The following is a 21,768-nucleotide window of genomic DNA, read 5'->3' as shown; positions in this document are numbered from 1 at the left end:
GAGCGCGGGCGATGGCGAAAGTTCCCGGTGACCCCAGGCTCGGTGCATGACCGACTTCGCGGCGCTGCGCGCGTCGTTCTTCGATCGGTGGCGCGAGGCCCATCCCGACGAGGCGGGCACGCTCGGGATCGTCGATCCCCTGGAACGTCTCGGCGATCCATCACGCGAGGCGATCGAGGACGAAGCGCGGGCGCTCGGTGCGATGCTGCGCGCGCTCGAGTCCTGCGCGATCGAGGGCGAGGCGCGGCTCGACGCGTGGATGATCGCGTCGTGGGCGCGGCACGAGGTGCGTCGCGTCGCGCGCGGGGCGCACCTCGCGAACGTCGAGCTGGGGCTGCTGCCGTACCACCTGCTCCGTCATCGGTTGGCGCACGACGAGCGCGCGGTCGTGCGTGCACGAGCGATCCCCGCGTTCCTCGCGGCGCACCAGCGCACGCTCGAGGCTGGCATCGCGGAGGGCGCGCGGGCGCACGCGGGCACGGTGCGGTGGATCGCGGAGCAGTCGCTGCCGGTGATCGCACGCGCGCTCGATGATCTCGGCGCGCCCGACGCGGCGCGCGCCTACGAGGCACACGCGCGATTCTTGAACGACCGTGTACTTTCGAATGCGCGCGCCTCCGGCGCGATCGGCGCCGAGGAGACGCACGCGCGCCTCGGCGACATGGCGCTCTCGCTCGAGATGTCGCTCGCGGAGGCGCACGTCGAGCTCGCACGCGCTCACGACTCACTGGTGCACGAGGCCGCGCGGGTGCCCGAGCTCGCAGCCGCGCGCGACGTGGCCTCGGTGCGTGCGGCGATGCAGGCCCACTACGCGCGCTCGCTCGCGTCGAGCGACGACGACGTGATCCCCGGCTACGAGGCGCTCGTCGCGCGCGCGACGACGTTCGCGCGCGAGCACGCGCTCGTGCCGATCGAAGGAGCGTTCGCGGTGCGCGTCGGCGCGCTCCCGCCCGCGATCGCCGAGGCCGGGCACGCGCAGAATTGGCCTGCTCCGCTGTGCGCGCCGGAGCCGCGCGCCGACTTCCTGGTGTCGCGCGACGCGCGGGTGCATCCGGCGATGGCCGCGCCGCTGCTCGCGGTGCACGAGGCGGTGCCGGGGCACGCGCTGCAGAGCCTCGCGTTCGCGCGCGCCCACGGTCGCGATGCGCGTCCGGTGCGCTTCCTCGCGATCGCCGACGACGTCGCGATGGCGCGCTCGTACTTCGGCGCGATGCTCTCGATCGAAGGGTGGGCCACGTGGGTCGAGCACCGCATGCTCGAGCTCGGCTTCTACGAGGGCATCGCCGCGGTCTACGCGTGGAACGTGCGCGCGATCCGCGCGGCGCGTGTGATCGTCGATCTCGGGATCCACACCGAGACGATGTCGCTCGACGAGGCGCGCGCGTTCTTGATCGATCGTGCACTGCTGCCCGAGGCGATCGCGGCGCGCGAGGTCGCGCGATATCAGCGCATCCCGCTCCAGGCGCTCACGTACCTCACGGGCGCGCTCGCGATCGAGCGACACCTCGCGCCGCATCGCGCGCGCGGTGACGAGACGCGCGCGATCGCGGCGCTGCTCGCGGCCGGCCCGGTGCCGCCCGCGCTGCTGCTGGGCGGCTAGCCGACCTCCGGTCGCGAGCTCAGCGTGCCATCGCGAGCACCGCCGACGTCTGGTCGGCGTCGAGGCCGTAGCGGTCGCCTGCCTCGCGCGCGAAGCGAGCGCGCACCGCGTTGCGCACGATCGCCGCGGCGAGCACGAACGGCGACCCGATCGAGACCAGAGGAACCAAGAAGGCAGCGACCGCGGCGCCGCCGAGCGCGTTCCGACCCGCGGTCGTGGCGGGCTCGATCCCGCCTGGCCACGCCCACGCGCCGGAGAGGTAGGCGACGAACGCGAGGGTCGCGGTCAGGAGCGCCACGGCTCCGCCTGCGAGGAAGACGCGACGCGACGCGAGCAGCTCGCGCGAGAGCGCCTCGAACCCGACCTTCATGCGCTCGGCGCTATCCATGCACCGGATCGTGATCGGGGCTCGTCAGCGCGGCAACGCCAGCCGCCGCGGGCCGCGAAATTTCACCGCAGAGGGCCACGGAGAGAAGAGATTCCGCCAAGGAGAGCAGGAGTTGCAGGAGGGATTCACTCCAAGACCCAGCTCTCCTTTACTCCTGACACTCCTGCTCTCCTTGGAAATTCTCTCTTCCGTGGCGATGGCTCGCGCGCTGCTGTGATCACGCGCTCGACGGAACGCGCGAGGCCCGCGCTGCCGTGCGGCAGTCGCGGGCCTCGATCGGAACGTGCGTGCTGCGATCACCAATCCGCGATCGCCGCGCCCCACGTGAAGCCCGAGCCGAAGGCGACCATCGCGACCTTCATGCCCGGCTTCAGGCGACCCGTCTCCTCCGCCTCGGCGAGGAGCAGCGGGATCGTCGCCGCCGTGGTGTTGCCGTACTTGTGGATGTTGTGGATCAGCTTGTCCTGCGGGATCCCCAGCGTGTCCGCGACATACGTGTTGATGCGCATGTTCGCCTGGTGGAACACGAAGAGATCGATGTCGTTCGCGGAGAGCGACTGATCGAAGCAGACCTGCATGAGCGACATGCACATCTTCTCGACCGCGTGCCGGAAGACCTGCTTGCCGTCCATCTGCGGCCAGAGCGTGCCCGGATCGATCTCGGCCTTGCCCTCGCGGCCGTAGGGGAGCGTCACGAAGGGCTTCTTGCGGATGTCCCACACGGGCATCCAGAGCGCCTCCGCGAAGCGACCGTCCGCGCCGAGATGCCACTTGCGCACGCCGCGCTTCGCATCGTCGGTCGCGCTCACGACCACCGCGCCCGCGCCATCGCCGAAGAGCGAGGTCACGGTGCGACCGCGCGTCGTCATGTCGAGCGCCGCCGAGTGCGTCTCGCCGCCGACGACGAGCACGTGCTTGAGCGCGCCCGACTGCACCATCGAGGTGGCCGTGCCGAGGCCGTAGAGGAACCCGCTGCACTGGTTCCGGATGTCCATCGCCGGGATGTACTTGGGCATGTCGCCCTCGAACAGCTCGGTGAACTTCCGCTGCATGAACACGCCGCTACCCGGGAAGTGATGCTCGGGTGAGAGCGTCGCGAAGAGGATCATGTCGATGTCGCGCGGCGTGAGCCCGGCGCGCTGGATCGCGATCTTCGCCGCCTCGAAGCCCATGTCCGCCGAGCCGACGCCGTCCTCGGCGTAGCGGCGCTCCTCGATCCCGGTGCGCTGGTGGATCCACTCGTGGGTGGTGTCGATCCCGTACTGCGTGCGGAGATCGTCGTTCGTCACCACGCGCGGCGGCACGTAGCCGCCGGTTCCCGAGATGTAGGCGTTCGGCACGGTTCTCTGAAACCTCCAGGTCGCGTCGCGTAGCACGTCCGGGCGAGCCTGCACAAATGGACGATTGAGGGAGCGCCTCGGGACGTTCGGACGCGGATGCGACCGCGCGTCGCGCACACGAATGCCTCAGCGGGGCAGCCTGCTTCGCGTCTTCGAGCTCGGGCGATCGCGCGCGGCGCGACGTTTCGCGAGCGTTTCGGGGGCCGGTCTACGCGGTGTGACGCGCATGCGGCGTGAGACGAAGCGCTGCAGTCGGGGCATGCGTCCTGCAGCCGCGGGACGGCCTACCGAGGACGCCCGAGCGCGGCGAGCGCGAGAGGAGACACATGCGTCAGGACTGGGGAACGAACGGGTACGGCGGCGACTGGCGCTTCCAGCAGTACGGACGCGAGGACGACCGCTCGATGGGGTCGCGCGGTCGCGAGATGGAGCGCGGTCGCGAGATGGAGCGCGGTCGCGGCGGCGGCTGGATGCGCGACGACGACCAGCGCGAGCGCGGCGGCTTCGGCTTCGGCATGCGCGACCGCGAGGAGTGGCGCTCGGGCAATGGCCGCAGCGAGGGCTGGGGCTACGAAGGTCGCGAGCGCATGCGGGGCGACGACGAGGTGCGCCTCGAGCGCGGCGAGGCCCCGATCGTGAAGGTGATCGAGGTCGTCGCGCAGTCGCCGCACTCCTGGGAGGACGCGACGCGGCGGGCGGTCGCGGAGGCGAGCCGGACGATCGACGACATCAAGTCGATCTACGTGAAGGACATGCAGGCGATCGTGGCGAACGGCCGCATCGTCGAGTTCCGCCTCGTCGCGAAGATCTCCTTCGCGGTCCACGAGCACATGCGCCATCGCCGCTCGCGCGAGGGTCGGCGCGACTTCGCGTGATCTCCCGCGATTGGCACGCTCGATGGAGCGTGCCAGTCGCGAGCGCATCAGTCGCATTCGGGAGCGTGGGAGTCGGGCACGTCGTGTGTCCGACTCGTCGCGTCTCTCGCGCACGATGCGCACGAACGAACAAAAAGGACGAAGACGGGGCAACGGAGGCAATCACATGGTGGAGCGCGATCGTCGGTACGGATGGGGCGAGGACCGTGAGCGCTGGGGGCGCGACCGCGACGAGCGTCGCGGCGGATTCTCGCGCGAGCACGACGAAGAGCATCGCGAGCGCGGCGCGTACTTCCAGCGTGCGCGCGACGAGGACTGGCGTGGGGCCTCGAGCGACTGGGGCGGTCGCGAGGACGAGTGGCGCGGTCGCGACTACGGCAGCTACGAGCGCGGGATGACTCGTCGCGACGAGGACTGGCGCGGTCGCGACTACGGGCGCGACGACGAGCACGGCGGATACGGCCGCACCGGGCTCGGCGAGCGCGGCGGATGGGGCGGCTCGCACGCGACGGGCGGATACGGCGCGGGCCAGCGCGACGCCGGCACGACGGGGATGGGCCTGGGCGGTCGCACCAGCACGTTCGGCACGCCGGGCGGCTTCGGCTACTCGAGCAGCTACGGAACGAGCGGTGGGTACGGCGGGTACGGGCGCACGACCGGCGGCTACGGCACGAGCGGCTATGGCACCAGCGGCTATGGCCGCGGTGAGCAGCGCGACTGGGAGCGGGAGCGCGGCATGGGCGCGTGGGAGCGCGATCGTGATCGCGATCGATGGGAGCGCGATCGTGATCGTGATCGCGAAGAGGGCGGCTTCTTCCAGCGCATGGGCGAAGGCATCCGCAACGCGTTCGGGCTCGGTGAGCGCGATCGCGAGCGCGGGCCGTTCTTCGGCAAGGGCCCGAAGGGCTACAAGCGCAGCGACGAGCGCGTGCGCGAGGAGGTCTCGGAGGTCATCGCGCGCCAGGGCTGGATCGACGCGAGCGAGGTCGAGGTGAAGGTGGTGAACGGAGAGGTGACGCTCACCGGCACCGTGTCCGACCGCGAGCACAAGCGCCGGCTCGAGCAGATGATCGAGGACGTGCACGGCGTCGACGACGTGCGCAACGAGCTCCGCGTGCGGCGCACCGAGCTGCACACGCAGACGGGGACTGCATCGTCGACGACGACCAGCGACACGAGCGAGCCGGGCACGCGCGGTCGCAACGCGCGCTCGTCCTGACTCTCGAACGAACGAATGCGACGCGGGCGCGCCGGGCGATGTGCCGGGTGCGCCCGCGTCTCGTCCGTCAACCGTGATCGTCGGCGGTGCGAGGCAGCGCGTGATCGCGCTCGCGTGCACCGTTCTCGGTGCGCGGACGCGGCGCCTCTTCGCGCTTCGCGCGACGTCGCTCGATGCGCTCCGTGATGTCGATGCTGCGCTCGGCGAAGGTCGCGATCATCTCGGTCACCATCTCGACCGCGATCGCGCCGCCGACGCGTCCCATCGTGCGTGCGAGGCGCTTCAGGCGCTTGCGCGTCTTCTTCTTGAGCTTGTGACCCATCGCGCATGGTGCGGTGCAACCGAGGTGCCGCGCCGTGTGTCGGCTGAGCGAGGGAGCGCCACAGGGCGAGGCGGAGATGCGTGTCTCGCTTCGCGGAATGCCGGGAGAATTTCCCCACGAATGCGCCCTTCGTGCACGCCGGAGTCGCGGTACGCGTGCTGCAATCCGTTCCCGTGTGGCGAAGAAGGCGAAGCCGTGGGTCGCCGACGTGAAGCGAGCCGAGGGCTTCGATGGGACGCCGGGGCGGTGTCGAGGAGATGTGATGACGACGAGCCGAGCCGAGACGCAGCAGCACGATCGGGGACGTGCGCGGGAGCTCAACCCGCACCGGGCCCTCCTCACGAGCCTGTTCCACGAGCTCTTCCAGACCGAGCGCTCTGCGGAGGTCCATCCGCCGGCCGAGGCCGCACGGCTCGGCAACAGCGCGCCTGCGCGCGCGCTGCGCGCGGTGTCGTCGCACGCGGCGTCGGTGCGCCCCGAGCTCCCCGAGCTGGCGCGCCGCCGGGGCCTCCCGGCGTCGAAGACCGGCACGACGATCGGAGAGAGCTTCTCGCAGATGCGGCGGCACCTCGCCGACGGATCGATGGAGTCGGAGCGCTCCTACCGCGCGACGTTGCTCGGGATGCGCCACGGCGTGGATCTCGTGAAGCTGATCCGCAGCGCCGCCGAGGCCGCCGACGATCGTGATCTCGTCGCGTGGTGCACCGAGTGGCTCTCGGTGCGCGAGCCGCTCGTCGAAGAGGCGTGCGCGCAGCTCGCGTGGTTCGGGTGGCACCCCGAGAGCGCGATCCAGCACACCGGCAAGGTGCGCGGTCTGCTCGATCGCCTGCTCGGGCGCGGTGACCGCGACGGCTCGCGCGCCGCGCCCGCGCTCGGCCAGCTGTGACGTGAGCCGACCGCGCTCGCGCGCAGAGTTTCGGAGAGGGTCATCCATGACCCTTCCGAACACTCACCCGAACCCGGGGATCGTCTCTTCTTCTCCGAGCAGCTTGGCGATCACACCGACGAGCTGCGCCGGCTCGACCGGCTTCGTCAGGTGCGCGTCGAACCCCGCGGCGTGCGCGCGCTCGGCGTCGGCCGCGCCGGCATACGCGGTGAGCGCGACGATCGGCGTGAGCACCTCGCTCGCGCGCAGCCGTCGCGCCAGCTCGTAGCCGTCGGCGCCCGGCATGCCGATGTCGCTGATGATCGCGTGGGGGCGCACCTGGCGGATCACGTCGAGCGCCTCGGCGACCGAGCCCGCGACGTCCACCTCGGCGCCCGCCTCGCAGAGCGCGACGCTCGCGAGATCGCGCGCGTCCACCTCGTCGTCGACGACGACCACGCGATAGCTGCGGAGCACCGGGGTGCTCGCGCGGATCGGCTTGGGCGGGCGCACCGCGAGCGGCGTGCTGCGAGGAGGACGGCGGGGAAGGACGATCGTGAACGTCGCGCCGCATCCCTGGCCTTCGCTCTCGGCGCGCACGGTGCCGCCGTGCAGCTCGACGATCTGCCGCACGATCGAGAGCCCGAGCCCGAGCCCGCCGTGCCTGCGCGTCGTCGCCTGCTCGCCCTGCCGGAAGCGATCGAACACGTGGGGCAGCAGCTCGGGCCCGATGCCCGCGCCGGTGTCACGGATCTCGATGCGCACCTCGTCGGCCTCGGGCTGCACCGCGATCGTGACGCGCCCGCCGCGCGGCGTGAACTTCAGCGCGTTCGAGATCAGGTTGGACAGCACCTGCCGCACGCGCCCGAGGTCCGCGACGACGCACGCGTCGCGCGCCGAGATGGCGTGCATCACCGTGATGCCCTTCGACACCGCGCTCGGCCGCGCGGCCTCGACCGCGTCGCGCGCGATCGCCGCGAGATCGATCGTCTGCACCTCGAGCGCGAGCTTGCCCGCGATGATGCGCGACGCGTCGAGCAGGTCGTCGATGATGCGCGCCTGCGCCTCGGCGTTCCGATCGATCACGTCGAGCGCCTTGCGCACCATCGGATCGAGCGGCACCGACTGCTTCGAGAGCGCGCCGCCGTTCTTCGCGAGCGAGGCCCAGCCGCGGATCGCGTGGAGCGGGGTGCGCAGCTCGTGGCTCACGATCGCGAGGAACTCGTCCTTGAGCCGGTTCGCGACCTCCGCCTCTTCGCGCGCGTCGCGCTCGCGCACGAGGAGCGCCTCGCGCTCGCTGGCGGCGCGCTCGAGCTGGCGTGCGAGCTCCTCGGCGCGACGTCGCGCCCGCGCGAGCTCGGTGATCTCCACGGTGTCGAGGCCGACGCCGAGCACCGCGCCGTCGGGCGAATAGACCGGGAAGAGATTGCCGAGCCAGTCGCGACGCGTGTCGTCGTCCTCGCTTCCGCGTGAGAAGTGCTGCGAGAACGTCGCACCCTCGGTGAGCACGCGCAGGAGCAGCGGCTCGAGCAGCGGTGCGAGATCGGGCGCGGTGTCGCGCAGCGTGCGGCCGACGTGGGTCTCGGGGTGTCGCCCCGTCATCCGCGCGAGCGCGCGGTTCACCCGGATGTAGCGGAGGTCGCGATCGAAGAACGCGACGCCGGAGGGCGAGTTGTCGAGCACTCCGTCGAGCAGCGCGAGCGTCGTCTGCGAGCTCTGGAGCGCAGCCTCGGCCTCGGCGCGTGCACGTCGCTCGCGGGCGAGCAGCGCGGTGCGCTCGCGCTCGGCGGTGTGTCGCTCGTCGACGAGCTGCGCGGTGAGCCCGAGCAGATCGCGCCCGAGCCGGACCGCGTGCAGCTCGATGCGGCACGTCTCGCTCCCGGTCTCGAGCATCACCGCGCGCGCTTCGGTCGTGCCCGACGCGAGCACGCGCGCGAAGCACGCGAGCGTGCCCTCGCGCTCCGCGCTCTCGAGCACGTGCGAGAGCCGCGCCCCGAGCTCGGTGAACGCACCGCCGCGCGCACGCGCCGCGGTGTTGGCCCACACCAGCTCGAAGTCGACGATCTGCTCGGTCGCATCGCGCAGCGCGCGCTCGACCAAGAACGGCGTGCTCGCCGCTTCCTGCACCGCGCGGAAGCGATCCTCGCTCCGCTGCAGCGCCTCTCGCTCCGCGTCGAGCGCGCGCACCAACCGCTCGATGCGAGCGCGCGCGAGCGCGAGCTCCTCGGCTTCGGACGCCGAAGCGACACGCGCGCCCTCGGCGGCCGAGCGACCCCCGTCGCCCACCGTCGTATCCCCCATCACGCGAGCGACTCTATCCCGCACGACGCGACGCGTCAGCGTCCCGGATCGCGCGGTCCAGAACGGAAGTCACCGCACGCTCGACGCGTGATGCAACGTCGTCCGCTGCGATCCCTGCGTCGGTCCGTCGCCTGCGCTAGGAGAGCCGCATGACTCTCGTGGTGCAATGTGAATTCAGAGCACGGGCCGGCAGCGAGGCAGAGTTCCTGCGGGTGGCGCGTGCATTGGCGGCCGCCGCCGCGACCGAGCCAGGAACGCTGCGCTACCAGTGGTTCGTCACGCAGAAGCCCGGCCACTATTCGATCATCGAGGAGTACGTCGACGCCGACGCGGCAGAAGCCCACAACCATCATGTGGACTCGCTGCTCCGCGAGCTGTTCGCGGTGGCGGATCTGGTGTCGGCGTCGCTCTACGGAGAGCTCAATCAGTACTTGCGCGCCTGGACTTCCGGCCGCGAGGGAGTCGCGGTCCACACGCCATTGACGTCGGCCCTCGAGGGACGCTGATGACCTCGATGTGCCGCGAGGGGATCCGACACCGCGCGATCGGCGCGTGATGGATCAGGTGCGCCGGAACGTCGGCTCGGTGAGGAAGTCGGGCGCCGAGCGCTCTTCGTCCTCGTCGACGCGCACCGGGATCGGCGTCATCGCTTCTTCGATCGGCTTCGTCGCGAGCGCCGTCGTCGCGGGGCCGTGCAGCACGCTGCCATCGGTGTCGAAGCGCGAGCCGTGGCACGCGCAGTCCCAGCTGCGCTCGGCCTGGTTGAAGTGCACGAGGCACCCGAGGTGCGTGCACACCGGCGAGACCGCGCTGAGCGTGCCGTAGGGGTCGCGATAGACCGCGAGGCGACGCCCGTTCACCCGCACGATCTTGCCCTCGCCCCGCGCGACCTCGTCGACGCTCTTCGCCTCCGCCTGCCCGAGCACCCAGTCCTTCGCGTAGTGGACCGGCACGTCGATCATCGTGTGCTTCACGAACTCCTGCGCCGACGCGAAGGGCTTGATGCGCCCCGCGGCGTAGAGGTCGGCCCACGGCGAGACGCGACCGAGGATCGCGTCCGCGGTGATCATCCCGGCGATGGTGCCGAAGGTCATGCCGTTGCCGCTGAAGCCGGTCGCGAAGTGCACGTGCTCGCCGGTCGGGCGCGTGCCGATGAACGGCAGTCCGTCGACCGGCTCGTAGACCTGCGCGGACCAGCGCAGCGCAGCGCCGCCGAAGCCGAAGCGCTCGAACACGTACTTCGCGAGATCGTCGTAGTGACGCTCGGTCTCGCTCTCGTCACCGGTGCGGTGATCGGAGCCGCCGACGACGACGAACGTCTTGTCGAGCACCGTCGCGTTGCGGATGTAGTGGTAGGGCTCGTGGGTGTCCCAGAAGAGCCCGGGCGCACGCTCGATCGGGGCCTCGAACGCGAGCACGTACGACCGGAAGGGCGAGACCTTCGTCTGTAGGAAGTACTTGTGCGGCGCGGCGTCGGTCGCGAAGAAGACCTTCTGCGCGCGCACCTCGTGGCCGCTCTCGAGGTGCAGCACGCAGGGCTCGCCCTCGTCGACCGCGAGCACGCGCGTGTGCTCGAAGATGCGCGCGCCGCGATCGGACGCCGCGCGCGCGATGCCGTCGAGGTACGCGCCCGCGTTCATCTGCGCCTGGTTCTCGTAGCGGATCGCGCGCGCGATGCGATCGGCGTAGGGCAGCGGGATGCTCGGCTCCTCCGCGACGAGCAGGCCCGCGCGGCGCGACGCGGCGAGCTCCTTGCCGATCGTGTCGAGCCCCTTGGGGTCGTCGTTCTCCGCGTAGAGCCAGCCCGACACGCGCTCGAGGTCGCAGTCGATGCGGTAGCTCGAGACGTTCAGCGCGATGCGCTCGATCGCGGCGCGGCTCGACTCCGCGACGAGGCGCGCGCCCTCCTTGCCGAAGCTCGACTCGAGCTTGTGGTAGCGAGAGTCGACCGCTTCGGTCAGGTGCGCCGTGGTCCCGCCGGTCACGCCCGAGCCCATGGTGCGCGCCTCGAGCACGCACACCCGCTTGCCCGCCTCGGCGAGCAAGAGCGCGGCGGTGAGCCCGGTGATGCCCGCGCCGATGATCGCGACATCGGTGTGGTGCTCGCCCTCGAGCATCGGGAAGCGCGGGTGCGGCGAGACGTTCCAGAGCGAGACGGTCGACTTCATCGAGGTTCCTCGGCGTGTGGAGCCCGGGTCGAGGCTGCGAGGTGCGTGCCACCGTCCAGGGCCGCGCGTGTGCTCTCGTCGCGTGGCGATCCGTGGCGCGATGCGACCCGCCGGGGCGTTCCGTCCGCGCGATCGCGCAGGGAACGTCGGTTGCACCGATCCCACGCGTGGCGAAGCGCACGCGCAGCACCGAGGAGGACGAGGCGCCGCGCGAGCTCGTCGACTACGCGTCGCTCGAGGACGAGGTGCCGTGGACCGCGGCGCCTTTCGTGCCCGCCGGCGCGTCGCTCGCGGTGCTGCGCGAGGCGGTGCACGCGTGCCGCGGGTGTCCGCTCTACGCGCGCGCCACGCAGGGCGTGCTGGGCGCGGGCCCGTCGCGCGCTCGCGTGATGCTGGTGGGGGAGCAGCCCGGGGATCGCGAGGACCTCGAGGGCCTGCCCTTCGTCGGGCCCGCGGGTCGTGTGCTCGACGAGGCGCTCGAGGAGGCCGGCATCGCGCGCGACGACGTGTTCGTCACGAACGTGGTGAAGCACTTCAAGTGGGAGCCGCGCGGCAAGCGGCGCATCCACCAGAAGCCGCGCGCGAGAGAGGTCGAGGCGTGCCGCCCGTGGCTCGAGGCCGAGCTCGCGCGCGTGCGTCCGCGCGCGCTCGTCGCGCTGGGCGCCACCGCCGCGCAGGCGCTGCTCGGTCGCGCGTTCCGCGTGACCAAGGATCGCGGCCGCGTGATCGCGAGCCCGCACGCGCCGATCGTGCTCGCGACGCACCATCCGTCCGTCGTGCTGCGCGCGCCCGATGCCGCGTCGCGCGCCGCGAGACGCGCCGAGCTCGTCGCGGATCTCCGCGTGATCGCTACACACCTGGGCGCGCCGTCGCGCGAGGTGCGCGAGGGGGATCGCATTCGCGCGCGCGAACCGTAGAATGGCGCGCTCCGCTCCCCCGGCGGAGCACTGCGCCGATGCACGACGCCCTGCACATCCCGACACTCGCCGCGTGCTTCGGCGAGTCTGCCGAGGCCGTGTGGGTGATCCGGCGCGAGGGTCGCCTCTGCTTCGCCAACGTCGCTGCGGAGCGCAGCGCGAGCCTGGGGGGCCCCGCGCTCGCCGCGGCGCTCGAGCGAGCACGCGCGCTGGTGGTGGAGCGCGCGGAGAGCGCACGCGTCGAGGTCGAGTCGGGCGTGGTGCGCGTGATGCGCGCGAGCCCGGTGCGCGACGTCGAGGGCCGCGTCATCGCGGTCACGATCGTAGCGACCGTGCGCGACACCACGCGCGCTCCTTCGCCCGTCGAGCGCGAGCGTGCGCGCCTCCAGCGCATCGTCGATCACGCACCCGCGCTGGTCGCGATCCTGCGCGGGCCCGATCACGTCTACGAGCTCATCAACGAGCGCTTCAAGCAGACGATCCCCGAGGCGCGCTCGCTGATCGGCACGAGCGCGCGCGCCCACCGCACCGATCTCGTCGCGCAGCAGTTCGTCGCGCGCCTCGATCACGTGCACAAGACCGGCGAGGCGTACGAGTCGGTCGAGGTGCCGCGCGTGATCGAGCGCGAGGACGGGCCCGAGACGATCTACCTGACCTTCGTGTTCCAGCCGATCCTGCGCGAGTCCGATCGCAGCATGGTCGACGGCGTCGTCACCTTCGCGTTCGACGTCACCGAGTCGGTCCTCGCGCGCAAGCAGGTCGAGGAGACGAGCCGCGCGAAGGACGAGTTCCTCAGCACGCTCAGCCACGAGCTGCGCACGCCGCTCAACGCGATCGTCGGGTGGTCGCACCTGCTGCGCACCGGCGCGCTGCAGGGCACGCAGATGCAGCGCGCGCTCGAGGCGATCGATCGCAACGCGAAGGTGCAGAAGCGTCTGATCGACGACCTGCTCGACTTCTCGCGCATGGTGAGCGGCAAGCTCGGCGTGAACGACGGAGTCGTCGATCTCGCGGAGCTCGTCACGTCGGCGGTGGACTCGATCCGACCGGCCGCGGAGGCCAAGCGCCTGCAGCTCTCGACGCGCCTCGAGGCGCGCCCGCTGGTCTCGGGCGATCCCGACCGCTTGCACCAGGTGATCGCGAACCTGCTCTCGAACGCGACGAAGTTCACCGGGCCGCGCGGGCGCGTCGAGGTCGTGGTCCGCGCGAGCGAGGATCACGCGGAGCTCGAGGTGCGCGACGACGGAGTGGGGATCGATCCGACGCTCCTGCCCCACGTCTTCGAGCGCTACCGCCAGGCCGACGGATCGACGACGCGCCGTCACGGTGGGCTCGGGCTCGGCCTCGCGATCGCGCGCGCGATCGTGGAGATGCACGGTGGGCGCATCGAGGCGTGGAGCGAGGGCATCGGTCGCGGCACCAGCATGCGGGTGTCGCTTCCGTGGTCGCTCGAGCCCGAGCGCGACGAGCCCGCGTCGATCGGCGTGCGACTTCGCGCGGGTGTGCCGCGCCTCGCGGGGGTGCGCGTGCTGGTGGTCGACGACGAGATCGATGCGTGCGTGCTCGCCGAGACGGTGCTGCGACGCGCTGGCGCCGAGGTGCGCTCCACGTCGACCGCGGCGCGGGCGCTCGAGCTGCTCGACGAGGGCGAGGTCGACGTGCTGGTGTCGGACCTCGGCATGCCCGAGCTCGACGGGATCACGCTGATCGAGCGGGTGCGTGCGCTGCCTCCGCCCGCGTGCCGTGTGCCCGCGGTCGCGCTCACCGGCTATGCGCGCGTCGAGGATCGTGTGCGCGCCGTCGACGCAGGCTACGACGCGTTCCTGACCAAGCCGCTCGACGTGGACGCGCTCGCGCTCGCGGTGGCGCGAGCGGCCGGGCGCGTCGCCGAGTGATCGCGCGCCGCGCCGCGCTGGTGATCGCGCTCGTCGTGCTCGGCGCATCGAGCGCGCGCGCGCACGGCGGGCGGCTCCAGACCCAGCACGTGATCGTCGAGGGCGAAGGGCGGGTCACGTCGATCACGACGTTCGGGCTGCTCGCGCGCGATGCGGCCGACGCGCCGTTCCGCTGGACCTGCCAGGAGTCGATCCCCGATGCGGTCGCGGGGATCGCCATGCCCGGCGTCGTGATCGGCGAGCGCGTGGTGCTCGCCGGCAACTTCGGGATCGTGCGCGGCGCGCGACGAGGATGCGCGTGGGAGCGCGACGAGGCGACGCGCGAACGCTTCGTGCCCGACCTCGTGCGCGCGCCCGACGGCGCGGTGCTCGCGGTGACCGGCGACGGCGGTCGCGAGAACCACGTGATGCGCAGCGACGACGAAGGGCTCTCGTTCGCCGCGATCGGTGCGCCGCTCCCCGCGGGCCTGCTCGCCGCACGGCTGCGGGTCGCGCCCTCGCGGATCTACGTGATCGGCACCACGCGCGAAGCGGGCTCGATCGCGCTGCGCGGGATGATCGCGCGCAGCGACGACGGCGGCGCGACGTGGCGCGAGCTCGATCTCGGTGCGCTCGAGGACGACGAGCGCGTGGTGCGTGGCCTCGAGGTCGACCCCCGCGACCCCGACGTGCTCTTCGTGGTGGTGCAGGGCGACGAGCACGATCGCCTGATGCGCACGAGCGACGGCGGCGAGACGTGGACCGAGGTGGTCACGCTCGCTGCGCTGCCCGGCCCGATCGAGCGTCCCTTCGCGCTCGCGCACGGGAACGACGGAGAGGTGTGGCTCGGCAACACCGGCACCGGGCTCTCGGTGCTGCGCGCGAACGGCGTCGTCGATCGGATCGACGAGGGCATCTCGCTCGCGTGTCTCGCGCGCGACGGGACCTCGATGTGGATGTGCGGCGACGGCCTGCTCGACGGCTTCGCGCTCGCGCGCTTCGCGCTCGACGCGCCCTACGCGCGCGAGCCGGTGCTGCGCTTCGCCGCGATCGAGCGACGCGCGTGCGACGGCGAGATCGACTGCGCGTGCGACGCGTGGTGGAGCGACTTCCGCGCCGAGGCCGAGCTCGATGGCGGGATCACGTCGTGCGGTGCGATGGACGCGGGCGTCGCGCCCGCGCGTGGCGGCGGATGTACGTGCCGGGTCGCCACCGACGACGGCCCTTCGCGCGCGTGGCTGGTCGGTCTTGGAGGATTCGTGAACGTCCTGCTGCTGGCGTTGCGACGGAGGAAGCGCGCGTGCTAGGTCGACCCCGATGCACCCCGCTGCTGCTCGCTCGATCGCGATGCTCGTGCTGTTGATGATCGCGCTCGCCGGCTGCGGCGGTGACGACGACGACGGGCATGGTGGCGAGGGCAGCTGCGAGGAGCTCTCGACGGAGTGCCACGACGTCGACGAGGGCGGCGGCTTCGTCGCGGAGTGCCACGACCTCGGCCACAACGGCACGGCCGCGGAGTGCGACGCGATGCTCGACGACTGCCTCGCCGCGTGCCGCGCCGCCCACGATCACGACGGCGGCACGCACGACGATCACGACGGCGGCCACGACGACCACGACTCGTGATCGGCACGCGTGCGATGTGGTCGATCGCGGCGCTCCTCGTCGCGTGCGGCGGTGACGGTGACCCCCCGGTGTGCGACGACGCGGGGCTCCCGAGCGCGTGCGAGAGCGCGCCGGTGCCGACCTACGAGGAGCTGTATCGCGATGTGCTGCGCCCGACCTGCGGGCGTGACGGACCGAGCTGTCACGGCGAGGGCAGTCGCATGACGCTCTCGTTCGTCGACGAGGCGGCGTCGCGCGACGCGCTGCTCGAGCGCTACGTCACGCCGGGATCGCTCGCGTGCAGCGAGCTGTTCCGACGAGTAACCTCGGACGACCCGCTCTTCCGCATGCCCCCTGCCGAACCGCTCCCGGAGGCCGCTCGATGTGCGATCGCACGCTGGATCGAGGCCAGCACGCCGTGATGACGATGCGTCGACTCTTCGCTTCGCTCCTGGTCACGCTCTCTCTCGCGTCGTGCGACGGCGAAGAGGCCAGTCGCCCCGTCACCATCGATCTCGAGGGTCGCGTCGGTGAGCGCGCGTTCGAGTGCGGCGCGGCGTACGAGGGGATCGGCACCACGGGCTCCACGTTCACCGCGTTCGACTTCCGCTTCTACGTGCACGACGTGCGCGTCGTGCTCGAGGGCGGCGAAGAGGTCCCGCTGACCCTCGACGACGACGGCGTGTGGCAGACCGTGTCCTCCGAAGGAGGCGGGATCGCGCTGATCGACTTCGAGGACGGCGATGGGTGCGAGGGCGGCAACGCGCCGATGAACACCCGCCTCGTCGGCACGATCCCCGATCGCGACGGAGCGATCACCGGCGTTCGCTTCCGCATCGGCGTGCCCGAGGCGCGCAACCACCTCGACTCCGCGACCGCGCCCTCGCCGATGAACCTCAGCTCGATGTACTGGGGCTGGCAGGGCGGCTACAAGTACGTGCGCATCGAGGGCGCGAGCACCGGACAGAGCTCGTGGCTGCTCCACGTCGGCGCCACCGGATGCAGCGGCGACGCGCGCATGGGCACCCGCACCTGCACCGCGCGCAACGAGGCGTCGATCGCGCTCGACGGGTTCGACCCCGCGCGCGACGTGATCGTCGCCGACCTCGCGTCGATGCTCGCGACGAGCGACGTCGACGCCGACGCGGGCGGCGCCCCCGGGTGCATGTCGGACGCGGACGATCCCGAGTGCGCCGTGCTCTTCGACGCGATCGGCGTGAGCGGCGACGCGCAGTCGCTCTTCCGCGTCGAGGCGCGCAACGAGTGACGCGTCGCGCGGGCATCGCGCTGATCGCGCTCGTGATCGTGCTCGGCTGCGAGGAGCGCCGCGGGTGGCAGTGGGATCTGCCGGCGGGCTTCCCCACGCCGCGGGTGCCCGAGGACAACCCGATGAGCGCCGAGAAGGTCGAGCTCGGGCGCTTCCTCTTCCACGACGAGCGCCTCTCGGGCAACGAGACCCAGTCGTGCGCGAGCTGTCACCGACAGGATCTCGCGTTCACCGACGGAGTCCCGGTCTCGACGGGATCGACGGGCGACCTCACGCCGCGCGGATCGATGTCGCTCGTGAACGTCGCCTACGTGCCGACGCTGACGTGGGCGAACCCTGCGCTCGTCTCGCTCGAGGACCAGGCGCTGGTGCCGATGTTCGGCGAGCACCCGGTCGAGCTCGGTCTCTCGGGCCGCGAGGACGAGATGCTCGCGCGCCTGCGCGACGCGACGCTCCCGACCGGCGCGACGTACCGCGAGCTCTTCGCGGCCGCGTTCCCCGGTGACGCGGATCCGATCACCGTGACCACCGTCGTGCGCGCCATCGCGAGCTTCGAGCGATCGATCGTGAGCGCGCGCGCGCCCTACGATCGCTGGGCGCACCAGGGCGACGAGAGCGCCATGAGCGAGTCCGCGCTGCGCGGCATGGACCTCTTCTTCTCGGAGCGCCTCGAGTGCTTCCACTGCCACGGTGGGTTCAACTTCACCGACTCGGTGGCGCACGACGGACAGCCGCTCCCCGAGAACGGCTTCCACAACACCGGGCTCTACAACGTCGACGGGCGTGGCGGATATCCGGAGACCAACCGCGGCCTCTACGATCACACCGCGGACCCGCGCGACATGGGTCGCTTCCGCGCGCCGAGCCTGCGCAACATCGAGCTGACCGCGCCGTACATGCACGACGGCTCGATCGCGACGCTCGACGAGGTGCTCGATCACTACGCCGCGGGTGGGCGCACGATCGAGAGCGGTCCCAACGCCGGCGTCGGCGCGGAGAGCCCGCTCAAGAGCATCTTCCTGCACGGCTTCGAGCTCACGCCGCAGGAGCGCGAGGACCTGCTCGCGTTCCTGCGCAGCCTGACCGATCAGGAGCTGCTCACGGACCCGCGCTTCGCCGACCCCTTCTGACTACTTCTGCGCGACCTATTTCTGCGCGACGATGTCGCGCAGCGTGCGCGCGAGGTCGAACGGATCGACCGGCTTGATGAGCACGCAGTCCCAGAGGCGCTCTTCGTTCTCGCGCGCGCTGGTGTGGCCCGTCATCGCGACCAACGCGACGTGATCGGCGGTGCCCGTCGAGCGCAGCTTCCGCGCGAGATCCTCGCCGCTCATCGCGCCGAGCGTCAGATCGATGATCGCCGCGCGCGGCGGCTCGGACTCCATCGCGTCGAGCGCGTCCTCGGCGCGCGCGAAGTCGCGGACGGCGAATCCCTGCAGCCGCAACACCTCCGCGGCGACCTCGCGCGTGTCGTCGTGGTCATCGACGATGACCACGTCCATCGGGACGCCGTCCTCGGTCTCGGTTCCGCCTGCCAAAGTGTTCACCATCTGGTCCCATCCTTCTCCGATCACAAGGGCACCGGTCCAGGGCGCGCTCGCTCAGGTGCGGAACTCCTCCGCGTCCACGCTGATCGTCGCGTTGCGATCCCTCCTCCGCCGCGCCATTCGCAGCAGGCTCCGGATGCCGCGCTCGCTCACCGGCTTCGCCACGTGGCGATCGAAGCCGGCACGGCGTGCCTCCTCGACGTCCTCGGGCTGCGCATAGCCCGAGACCGCGATCAGCACTGGGGAGTCCTCGCCGCGCGCCGCGCGCAGCTGGCGCGCGACCTCGAACCCGTCCAGCTCGGGCAGCCCGAGATCGAGCAGCGCGAGATCGAACGCGCCCGCGAGGCCCGCGGCGAGGCCACTGCGCCCGTCCCGTCGGAGCGTGACCTCGTGGCCCCATCGCTCGAGGAGAAGCGCGAGCATGTCGGCGATGTCCTCGTTGTCCTCGACGACGAGGACGCGGAGCGGCGAACGCGCGGTGAGAAGCATGACGGCCGCCGACCTAGGTCCGGAGCACGACGCCGCAACAGCGTGATCTCGCGAGAGATCTTTCCGCTCGCGTCGTTCGTCGACAATCCGAGCGCATGGAGATTGTGGCGACCCGCGACGCGCCGAGATGGGCGGTCGCGTATCGCCCCTCACCCGCCCATGCGACCCCGACTGCAATCATCGCTACGTCGTGAGCGCATCGAGTCCGGAGTCCATCCTGCCGCGCGTCGTACAGCGGCGGCCCGTGCGCGTCTCGAGCTCGCGCTCGGGCTGCTCGCGGAAGACGACGGGCTCGAGAGCGCCGAGCAAGAGATCACCCTCGCGATCGACCTCCTCTCGCGCGAGCTGGGGACGATCGACGAGCTGCGCACGCAGCTCGACGAGCGCGAGCGCGAGATCGACGAGGCCCGTCGCGAGGCATCGCGCGCGAAGGCGCAGCTCCTCGCGATGGTCTCGCACGAGCTGCGCACACCGCTGAACGCGATGCTCGGGTACGCGTCGATGCTCTCGCACGGCGTCGGCGGCCCGCTCTCGTCCGAGCAGCAGCACAAGGCCGAGCGCATCGAGGCCAACGGGCGCGAGCTGCTCGGCGTGATCGAGCAGATGCTCGAGCTCGCAGCGCTCGACGCGGGCGCGATGCCCGTCGAGCTCCAGGAGCTCGATCTCGGCGTCACGGTGCGCGACGCCATCCGCAGCCTCGAGCCCTCGTGCTCGCGTCCCGATCTGCGTGTCGAGCTCGCGATCGATCCCGCGGTGCCGCACCTGCGGAGCGATCAGGCGAAGATCGGGAAGGTGGTGCGCTGCCTGGTGGGCAACGCGCTGAAGTTCACGCGCGAGGGCGAAGTGCGCGTCGACGTGCGACGCGTGCTCCACGGTGCGTGCATCGCGGTGCGCGACACCGGCATCGGCATCGCGCCCGAGGAGCAGTCGCGCATCTTCGATCCGTTCCACCAGGTCGACGGCTCGCCGACGCGCTCGGTCGGCGGCGCGGGCCTCGGGCTCGCGAGCGCACGCCGGCTGGTGCGCCTCCTCGGTGGCGACATCACGCTGGAGAGCGCGCTCGGCGAAGGCTCGACGTTCGTCGTGTGGCTCCCCGACGACGAAGCGCGCGACGGCGCCTGCTGATCCCCCGCTCGGGCGATCCAGGGAAGCTCGCTACGTCGATTGCGGAATCTTGTGGACGCGCGTGCCGGCCCTAGGCTGCCCAGGGGCGAACGCAGCGACGCAAGTCCGGCGCACGCGCGGTCGGGGGGAGCGCGATGTCACGATCGCAAGGGGACGGTGGCCCGCGCCTGCCGGGCGTGGAGGCCGCAGGAGTCGCGACCCCGGAGCGGGGCGTGGCGAGGATGCCGCGCTTCGTGCCGGCGACGTCGAGGAACGAGCCGCTGCGCTCGGAGATCCGACATGCGTACTCCTCCGACGGCGCCGACTGGCGGACCCGTCTCGAGGGGCTCCTCGCGGCGACTCCCAACCTCATCTGCGCGGTGCGCGGCGACGAGAACGAGATCGTGCTCGCGAGCGAGGCGGTGCAGCGCCTCGCGGGCGAGCGCGTGCTGATCGGTCGCGCGCTCTCGGACGCGCTGCCCGAGGTCGCGACCGACGAGGTGATCGCGGCGATCGACGAGCTGCGTCGCACCGGTCGCGAGCTGCATCGCGCCGAGGTCTCGGTGTGGATGCGCGACGAGACGGGCGCGATGACGCAGCGCTACTTCGACCTCGTCGGCCGCCCGATCCGCTCGCGCGACGGAGACGTCGACCTCGTCGCGATGTTCGCGCAGGACGTCACGGAGCTCGTGATCGCGCGCAAGACCGCGGAGTCGGCGAGCCGTGCGAAGGACGAGTTCCTCGCGATGCTGGGGCACGAGCTGCGCAATCCGCTCGCGCCGATCCGCACCGCGCTCGAGCTGCTCGCGAGGCGCGAGGGAGGCCCGGCGCGGCTCGAGCTCGAGGTGATCGGACGACAGGTCGAGCACCTCGTCGGGCTCGTCGACGATCTGCTCGACATCTCGCGGATCGATCGCGGCAAGATCGAGCTGCGCCGCGAGACCGTCGATCTCGCCGAGGTGATCGAGGCCGCGGTGGAGATGGCGAGCCCGCTGATGGCGAAGCGCGAGCAGGAGCTGCGCATCGACGTGCCGGCGCGCGAGCTCTGGGTCGACGGAGATCGCGCGCGCCTCGTGCAGATCTTCGCGAACCTGATCACCAACGCGTCGAAGTACGGCGAGCCGCGCGGGTGCGTGGAGATCGAGGCGAAGTACGAGCAACGACGCATCGCGGTGCGGGTGCGCGACGACGGCGCGGGGATTCCTTCCGAGCTCTTGCCGCGCATCTTCGATCTGTTCGAGCAAGGCCGCCGCACGCTCGATCGATCGATGGGCGGGCTCGGGCTCGGGCTCGCGATCGTGCGCAGCCTCGTGCGCCTCCACGGCGGCGACGTGTCGGCCGCGAGCGAGGGCGTGGGGCGCGGATCGGAGTTCACGGTGCGACTGCCCGCGGCGGACGAGCCGACCGAGCGCACCGCGGCGCCGGTGATGCGGCGTGTGGAGGCGCCCACGACCGGTGCGGCGCGACTGCGCGTGCTCGTCGTCGACGACAACGAGGACGCCGCCGATCTGATCGCGGTGGCGCTCGCGACCGAGGGTTACGAGACCGCGACCGCGCACGACGGCGCCAGCGCGCTCGAGACCGCGGGATGGTTCGCGCCCCACGTCGCGGTGCTCGATCTCGGGCTGCCGATGATGGACGGATGCGAGCTCGCGCGGCGACTGCGCGAGCTGCCGGAGCACGCGCTGGTGCGGCTGATCGCGGTGACGGGCTTCGGTCACGACTCGGATCGCCAGCGGGCGCGCGAAGCGGGGTTCGACGCGCACCTGCTCAAGCCGATCGAGCTCGACGATCTGTGCGACGCGATCGAGGGTCGCTCGACGTTCGACCATCGGATCGCGCGCGGCTGAGCGGCGCATCCCAGGGCCGTCATTGTCGCTGGTCACG

At 71.6% G+C, this 21,768-nt stretch carries 21 protein-coding genes; 14 read left to right on the top strand and 7 right to left on the bottom strand.

What is annotated here, in order from left to right:
* Window positions 1–46 precede the first annotated feature (46 nt).
* On the top strand, window positions 47–1,600 hold the full coding sequence (locus I5071_RS26840; RefSeq protein ID WP_236515696.1) for a DUF885 family protein: 1,554 nt from the start codon (window positions 47–49) through the stop codon (window positions 1,598–1,600).
* A 19-nt stretch (window positions 1,601–1,619) separates the two neighbouring features.
* Here I5071_RS26840 and I5071_RS26835 read toward each other — a convergent pair whose 3' ends face one another.
* Window positions 1,620–1,988 carry a hypothetical protein gene (locus tag I5071_RS26835; protein ID WP_236515695.1) on the bottom strand — a complete coding sequence of 123 codons (369 nt, stop codon included), beginning with the start codon at window positions 1,986–1,988 and terminating at the stop codon, window positions 1,620–1,622.
* A 296-nt stretch (window positions 1,989–2,284) separates the two neighbouring features.
* Complete coding sequence (locus tag I5071_RS26830) at window positions 2,285–3,328, bottom strand: 3-oxoacyl-ACP synthase III family protein (protein WP_236515694.1); 1,044 nt, start codon at window positions 3,326–3,328, stop codon at window positions 2,285–2,287.
* A 326-nt stretch (window positions 3,329–3,654) separates the two neighbouring features.
* On the opposite strand from I5071_RS26830, the gene I5071_RS26825 reads away from it, so the two are divergent.
* Both I5071_RS26825 and I5071_RS26820 read left to right on the top strand, forming a co-directional pair.
* Window positions 3,655–4,203 (top strand): dodecin family protein, encoded by a 549-nt coding sequence (locus I5071_RS26825; RefSeq protein ID WP_236515693.1) that lies wholly within the window; start codon window positions 3,655–3,657, stop codon window positions 4,201–4,203.
* Between the two features lie 166 nt (window positions 4,204–4,369).
* The gene (locus I5071_RS26820; RefSeq protein WP_236515692.1) at window positions 4,370–5,422 is read left to right on the top strand and encodes a BON domain-containing protein; all 1,053 of its coding nucleotides are present in this window, start codon (window positions 4,370–4,372) and stop codon (window positions 5,420–5,422) included.
* A gap of 67 nt (window positions 5,423–5,489) precedes the next feature.
* On the opposite strand, the gene I5071_RS26815 is transcribed toward I5071_RS26820, so the two are convergent.
* On the bottom strand, window positions 5,490–5,744 hold the full coding sequence (locus I5071_RS26815; protein WP_236515691.1) for a hypothetical protein: 255 nt from the start codon (window positions 5,742–5,744) through the stop codon (window positions 5,490–5,492).
* A 262-nt stretch (window positions 5,745–6,006) separates the two neighbouring features.
* Here I5071_RS26815 and I5071_RS26810 point away from each other — a divergent pair, with 262 nt between their 5' ends.
* On the top strand, window positions 6,007–6,630 hold the full coding sequence (locus I5071_RS26810) for a hypothetical protein (protein ID WP_236515690.1): 624 nt from the start codon (window positions 6,007–6,009) through the stop codon (window positions 6,628–6,630).
* 63 nt (window positions 6,631–6,693) lie between these two features.
* Here I5071_RS26810 and I5071_RS26805 read toward each other — a convergent pair whose 3' ends face one another.
* Window positions 6,694–8,910, bottom strand: a complete 2,217-nt coding sequence (locus I5071_RS26805; protein WP_236515689.1) for an ATP-binding protein — start codon at window positions 8,908–8,910, stop codon at window positions 6,694–6,696.
* Window positions 8,911–9,059: 149 nt separating this feature from the next.
* Here I5071_RS26805 and I5071_RS26800 point away from each other — a divergent pair, with 149 nt between their 5' ends.
* On the top strand, window positions 9,060–9,416 hold the full coding sequence (locus I5071_RS26800; RefSeq protein ID WP_236515688.1) for a putative quinol monooxygenase: 357 nt from the start codon (window positions 9,060–9,062) through the stop codon (window positions 9,414–9,416).
* 54 nt (window positions 9,417–9,470) lie between these two features.
* Here I5071_RS26800 and I5071_RS26795 read toward each other — a convergent pair whose 3' ends face one another.
* Entirely contained in the window at window positions 9,471–11,078 is a 1,608-nt protein-coding gene (locus tag I5071_RS26795) for an FAD-dependent oxidoreductase (protein ID WP_236515687.1), read from the bottom strand.
* 245 nt (window positions 11,079–11,323) lie between these two features.
* Here I5071_RS26795 and I5071_RS26790 point away from each other — a divergent pair, with 245 nt between their 5' ends.
* Genes I5071_RS26790 through I5071_RS26760 form a run of 7 tightly spaced genes read left to right on the top strand, consistent with a single transcriptional unit; the run spans window position 11,324 to window position 17,871 of the window.
* The gene (locus I5071_RS26790) at window positions 11,324–11,995 is read left to right on the top strand and encodes a UdgX family uracil-DNA binding protein (protein WP_236607679.1); all 672 of its coding nucleotides are present in this window, start codon (window positions 11,324–11,326) and stop codon (window positions 11,993–11,995) included.
* Between the two features lie 38 nt (window positions 11,996–12,033).
* Window positions 12,034–13,890, top strand: coding sequence for an ATP-binding protein (locus I5071_RS26785; RefSeq protein WP_236515686.1), 1,857 nt, complete (start codon window positions 12,034–12,036; stop codon window positions 13,888–13,890).
* The gene (locus I5071_RS26780) at window positions 13,887–15,176 is read left to right on the top strand and encodes a WD40/YVTN/BNR-like repeat-containing protein (RefSeq protein ID WP_236515685.1); all 1,290 of its coding nucleotides are present in this window, start codon (window positions 13,887–13,889) and stop codon (window positions 15,174–15,176) included. The genes I5071_RS26785 and I5071_RS26780 overlap by 4 nt, the downstream gene beginning before the upstream one ends.
* Before the next feature lie 10 nt (window positions 15,177–15,186).
* A complete protein-coding gene (locus I5071_RS26775) occupies window positions 15,187–15,495 on the top strand; it encodes a hypothetical protein (RefSeq protein WP_236515684.1) in 309 nt (102 codons plus the stop codon).
* Entirely contained in the window at window positions 15,492–15,896 is a 405-nt protein-coding gene (locus tag I5071_RS26770) for a c-type cytochrome domain-containing protein (protein WP_236515683.1), read from the top strand. Before I5071_RS26775 ends, I5071_RS26770 begins: the two co-directional genes overlap by 4 nt.
* Window positions 15,896–16,741 carry an MbnP family copper-binding protein gene (locus tag I5071_RS26765; RefSeq protein WP_236515682.1) on the top strand — a complete coding sequence of 282 codons (846 nt, stop codon included), beginning with the start codon at window positions 15,896–15,898 and terminating at the stop codon, window positions 16,739–16,741. Before I5071_RS26770 ends, I5071_RS26765 begins: the two co-directional genes overlap by 1 nt.
* Entirely contained in the window at window positions 16,738–17,871 is a 1,134-nt protein-coding gene (locus I5071_RS26760; RefSeq protein ID WP_236515681.1) for a methanobactin export MATE transporter MbnM, read from the top strand. Before I5071_RS26765 ends, I5071_RS26760 begins: the two co-directional genes overlap by 4 nt.
* Before the next feature lie 15 nt (window positions 17,872–17,886).
* On the opposite strand, the gene I5071_RS26755 is transcribed toward I5071_RS26760, so the two are convergent.
* Entirely contained in the window at window positions 17,887–18,315 is a 429-nt protein-coding gene (locus tag I5071_RS26755) for a response regulator (RefSeq protein WP_236515680.1), read from the bottom strand.
* 27 nt (window positions 18,316–18,342) lie between these two features.
* Window positions 18,343–18,711 (bottom strand): response regulator, encoded by a 369-nt coding sequence (locus tag I5071_RS26750; protein ID WP_236515679.1) that lies wholly within the window; start codon window positions 18,709–18,711, stop codon window positions 18,343–18,345.
* Here I5071_RS26750 and I5071_RS26745 point away from each other — a divergent pair.
* Window positions 18,679–19,902 (top strand): sensor histidine kinase, encoded by a 1,224-nt coding sequence (locus I5071_RS26745; protein WP_236515678.1) that lies wholly within the window; start codon window positions 18,679–18,681, stop codon window positions 19,900–19,902. The two genes, I5071_RS26750 and I5071_RS26745, sit on opposite strands and share 33 nt — an antisense overlap.
* A 221-nt stretch (window positions 19,903–20,123) precedes the next feature.
* A complete protein-coding gene (locus tag I5071_RS26740; protein ID WP_236607678.1) occupies window positions 20,124–21,731 on the top strand; it encodes an ATP-binding protein in 1,608 nt (535 codons plus the stop codon).
* The last annotated feature ends 37 nt before the right edge of the window (window positions 21,732–21,768 follow it).

Source organism: Sandaracinus amylolyticus (assembly GCF_021631985.1).
Taxonomy (GTDB): domain Bacteria; phylum Myxococcota_A; class Polyangia; order Polyangiales; family Sandaracinaceae; genus Sandaracinus; species Sandaracinus amylolyticus_A.
Note: the sequence above shows the minus strand (reverse complement) of the source record. Positions and strands in the feature narration are given on the sequence as shown.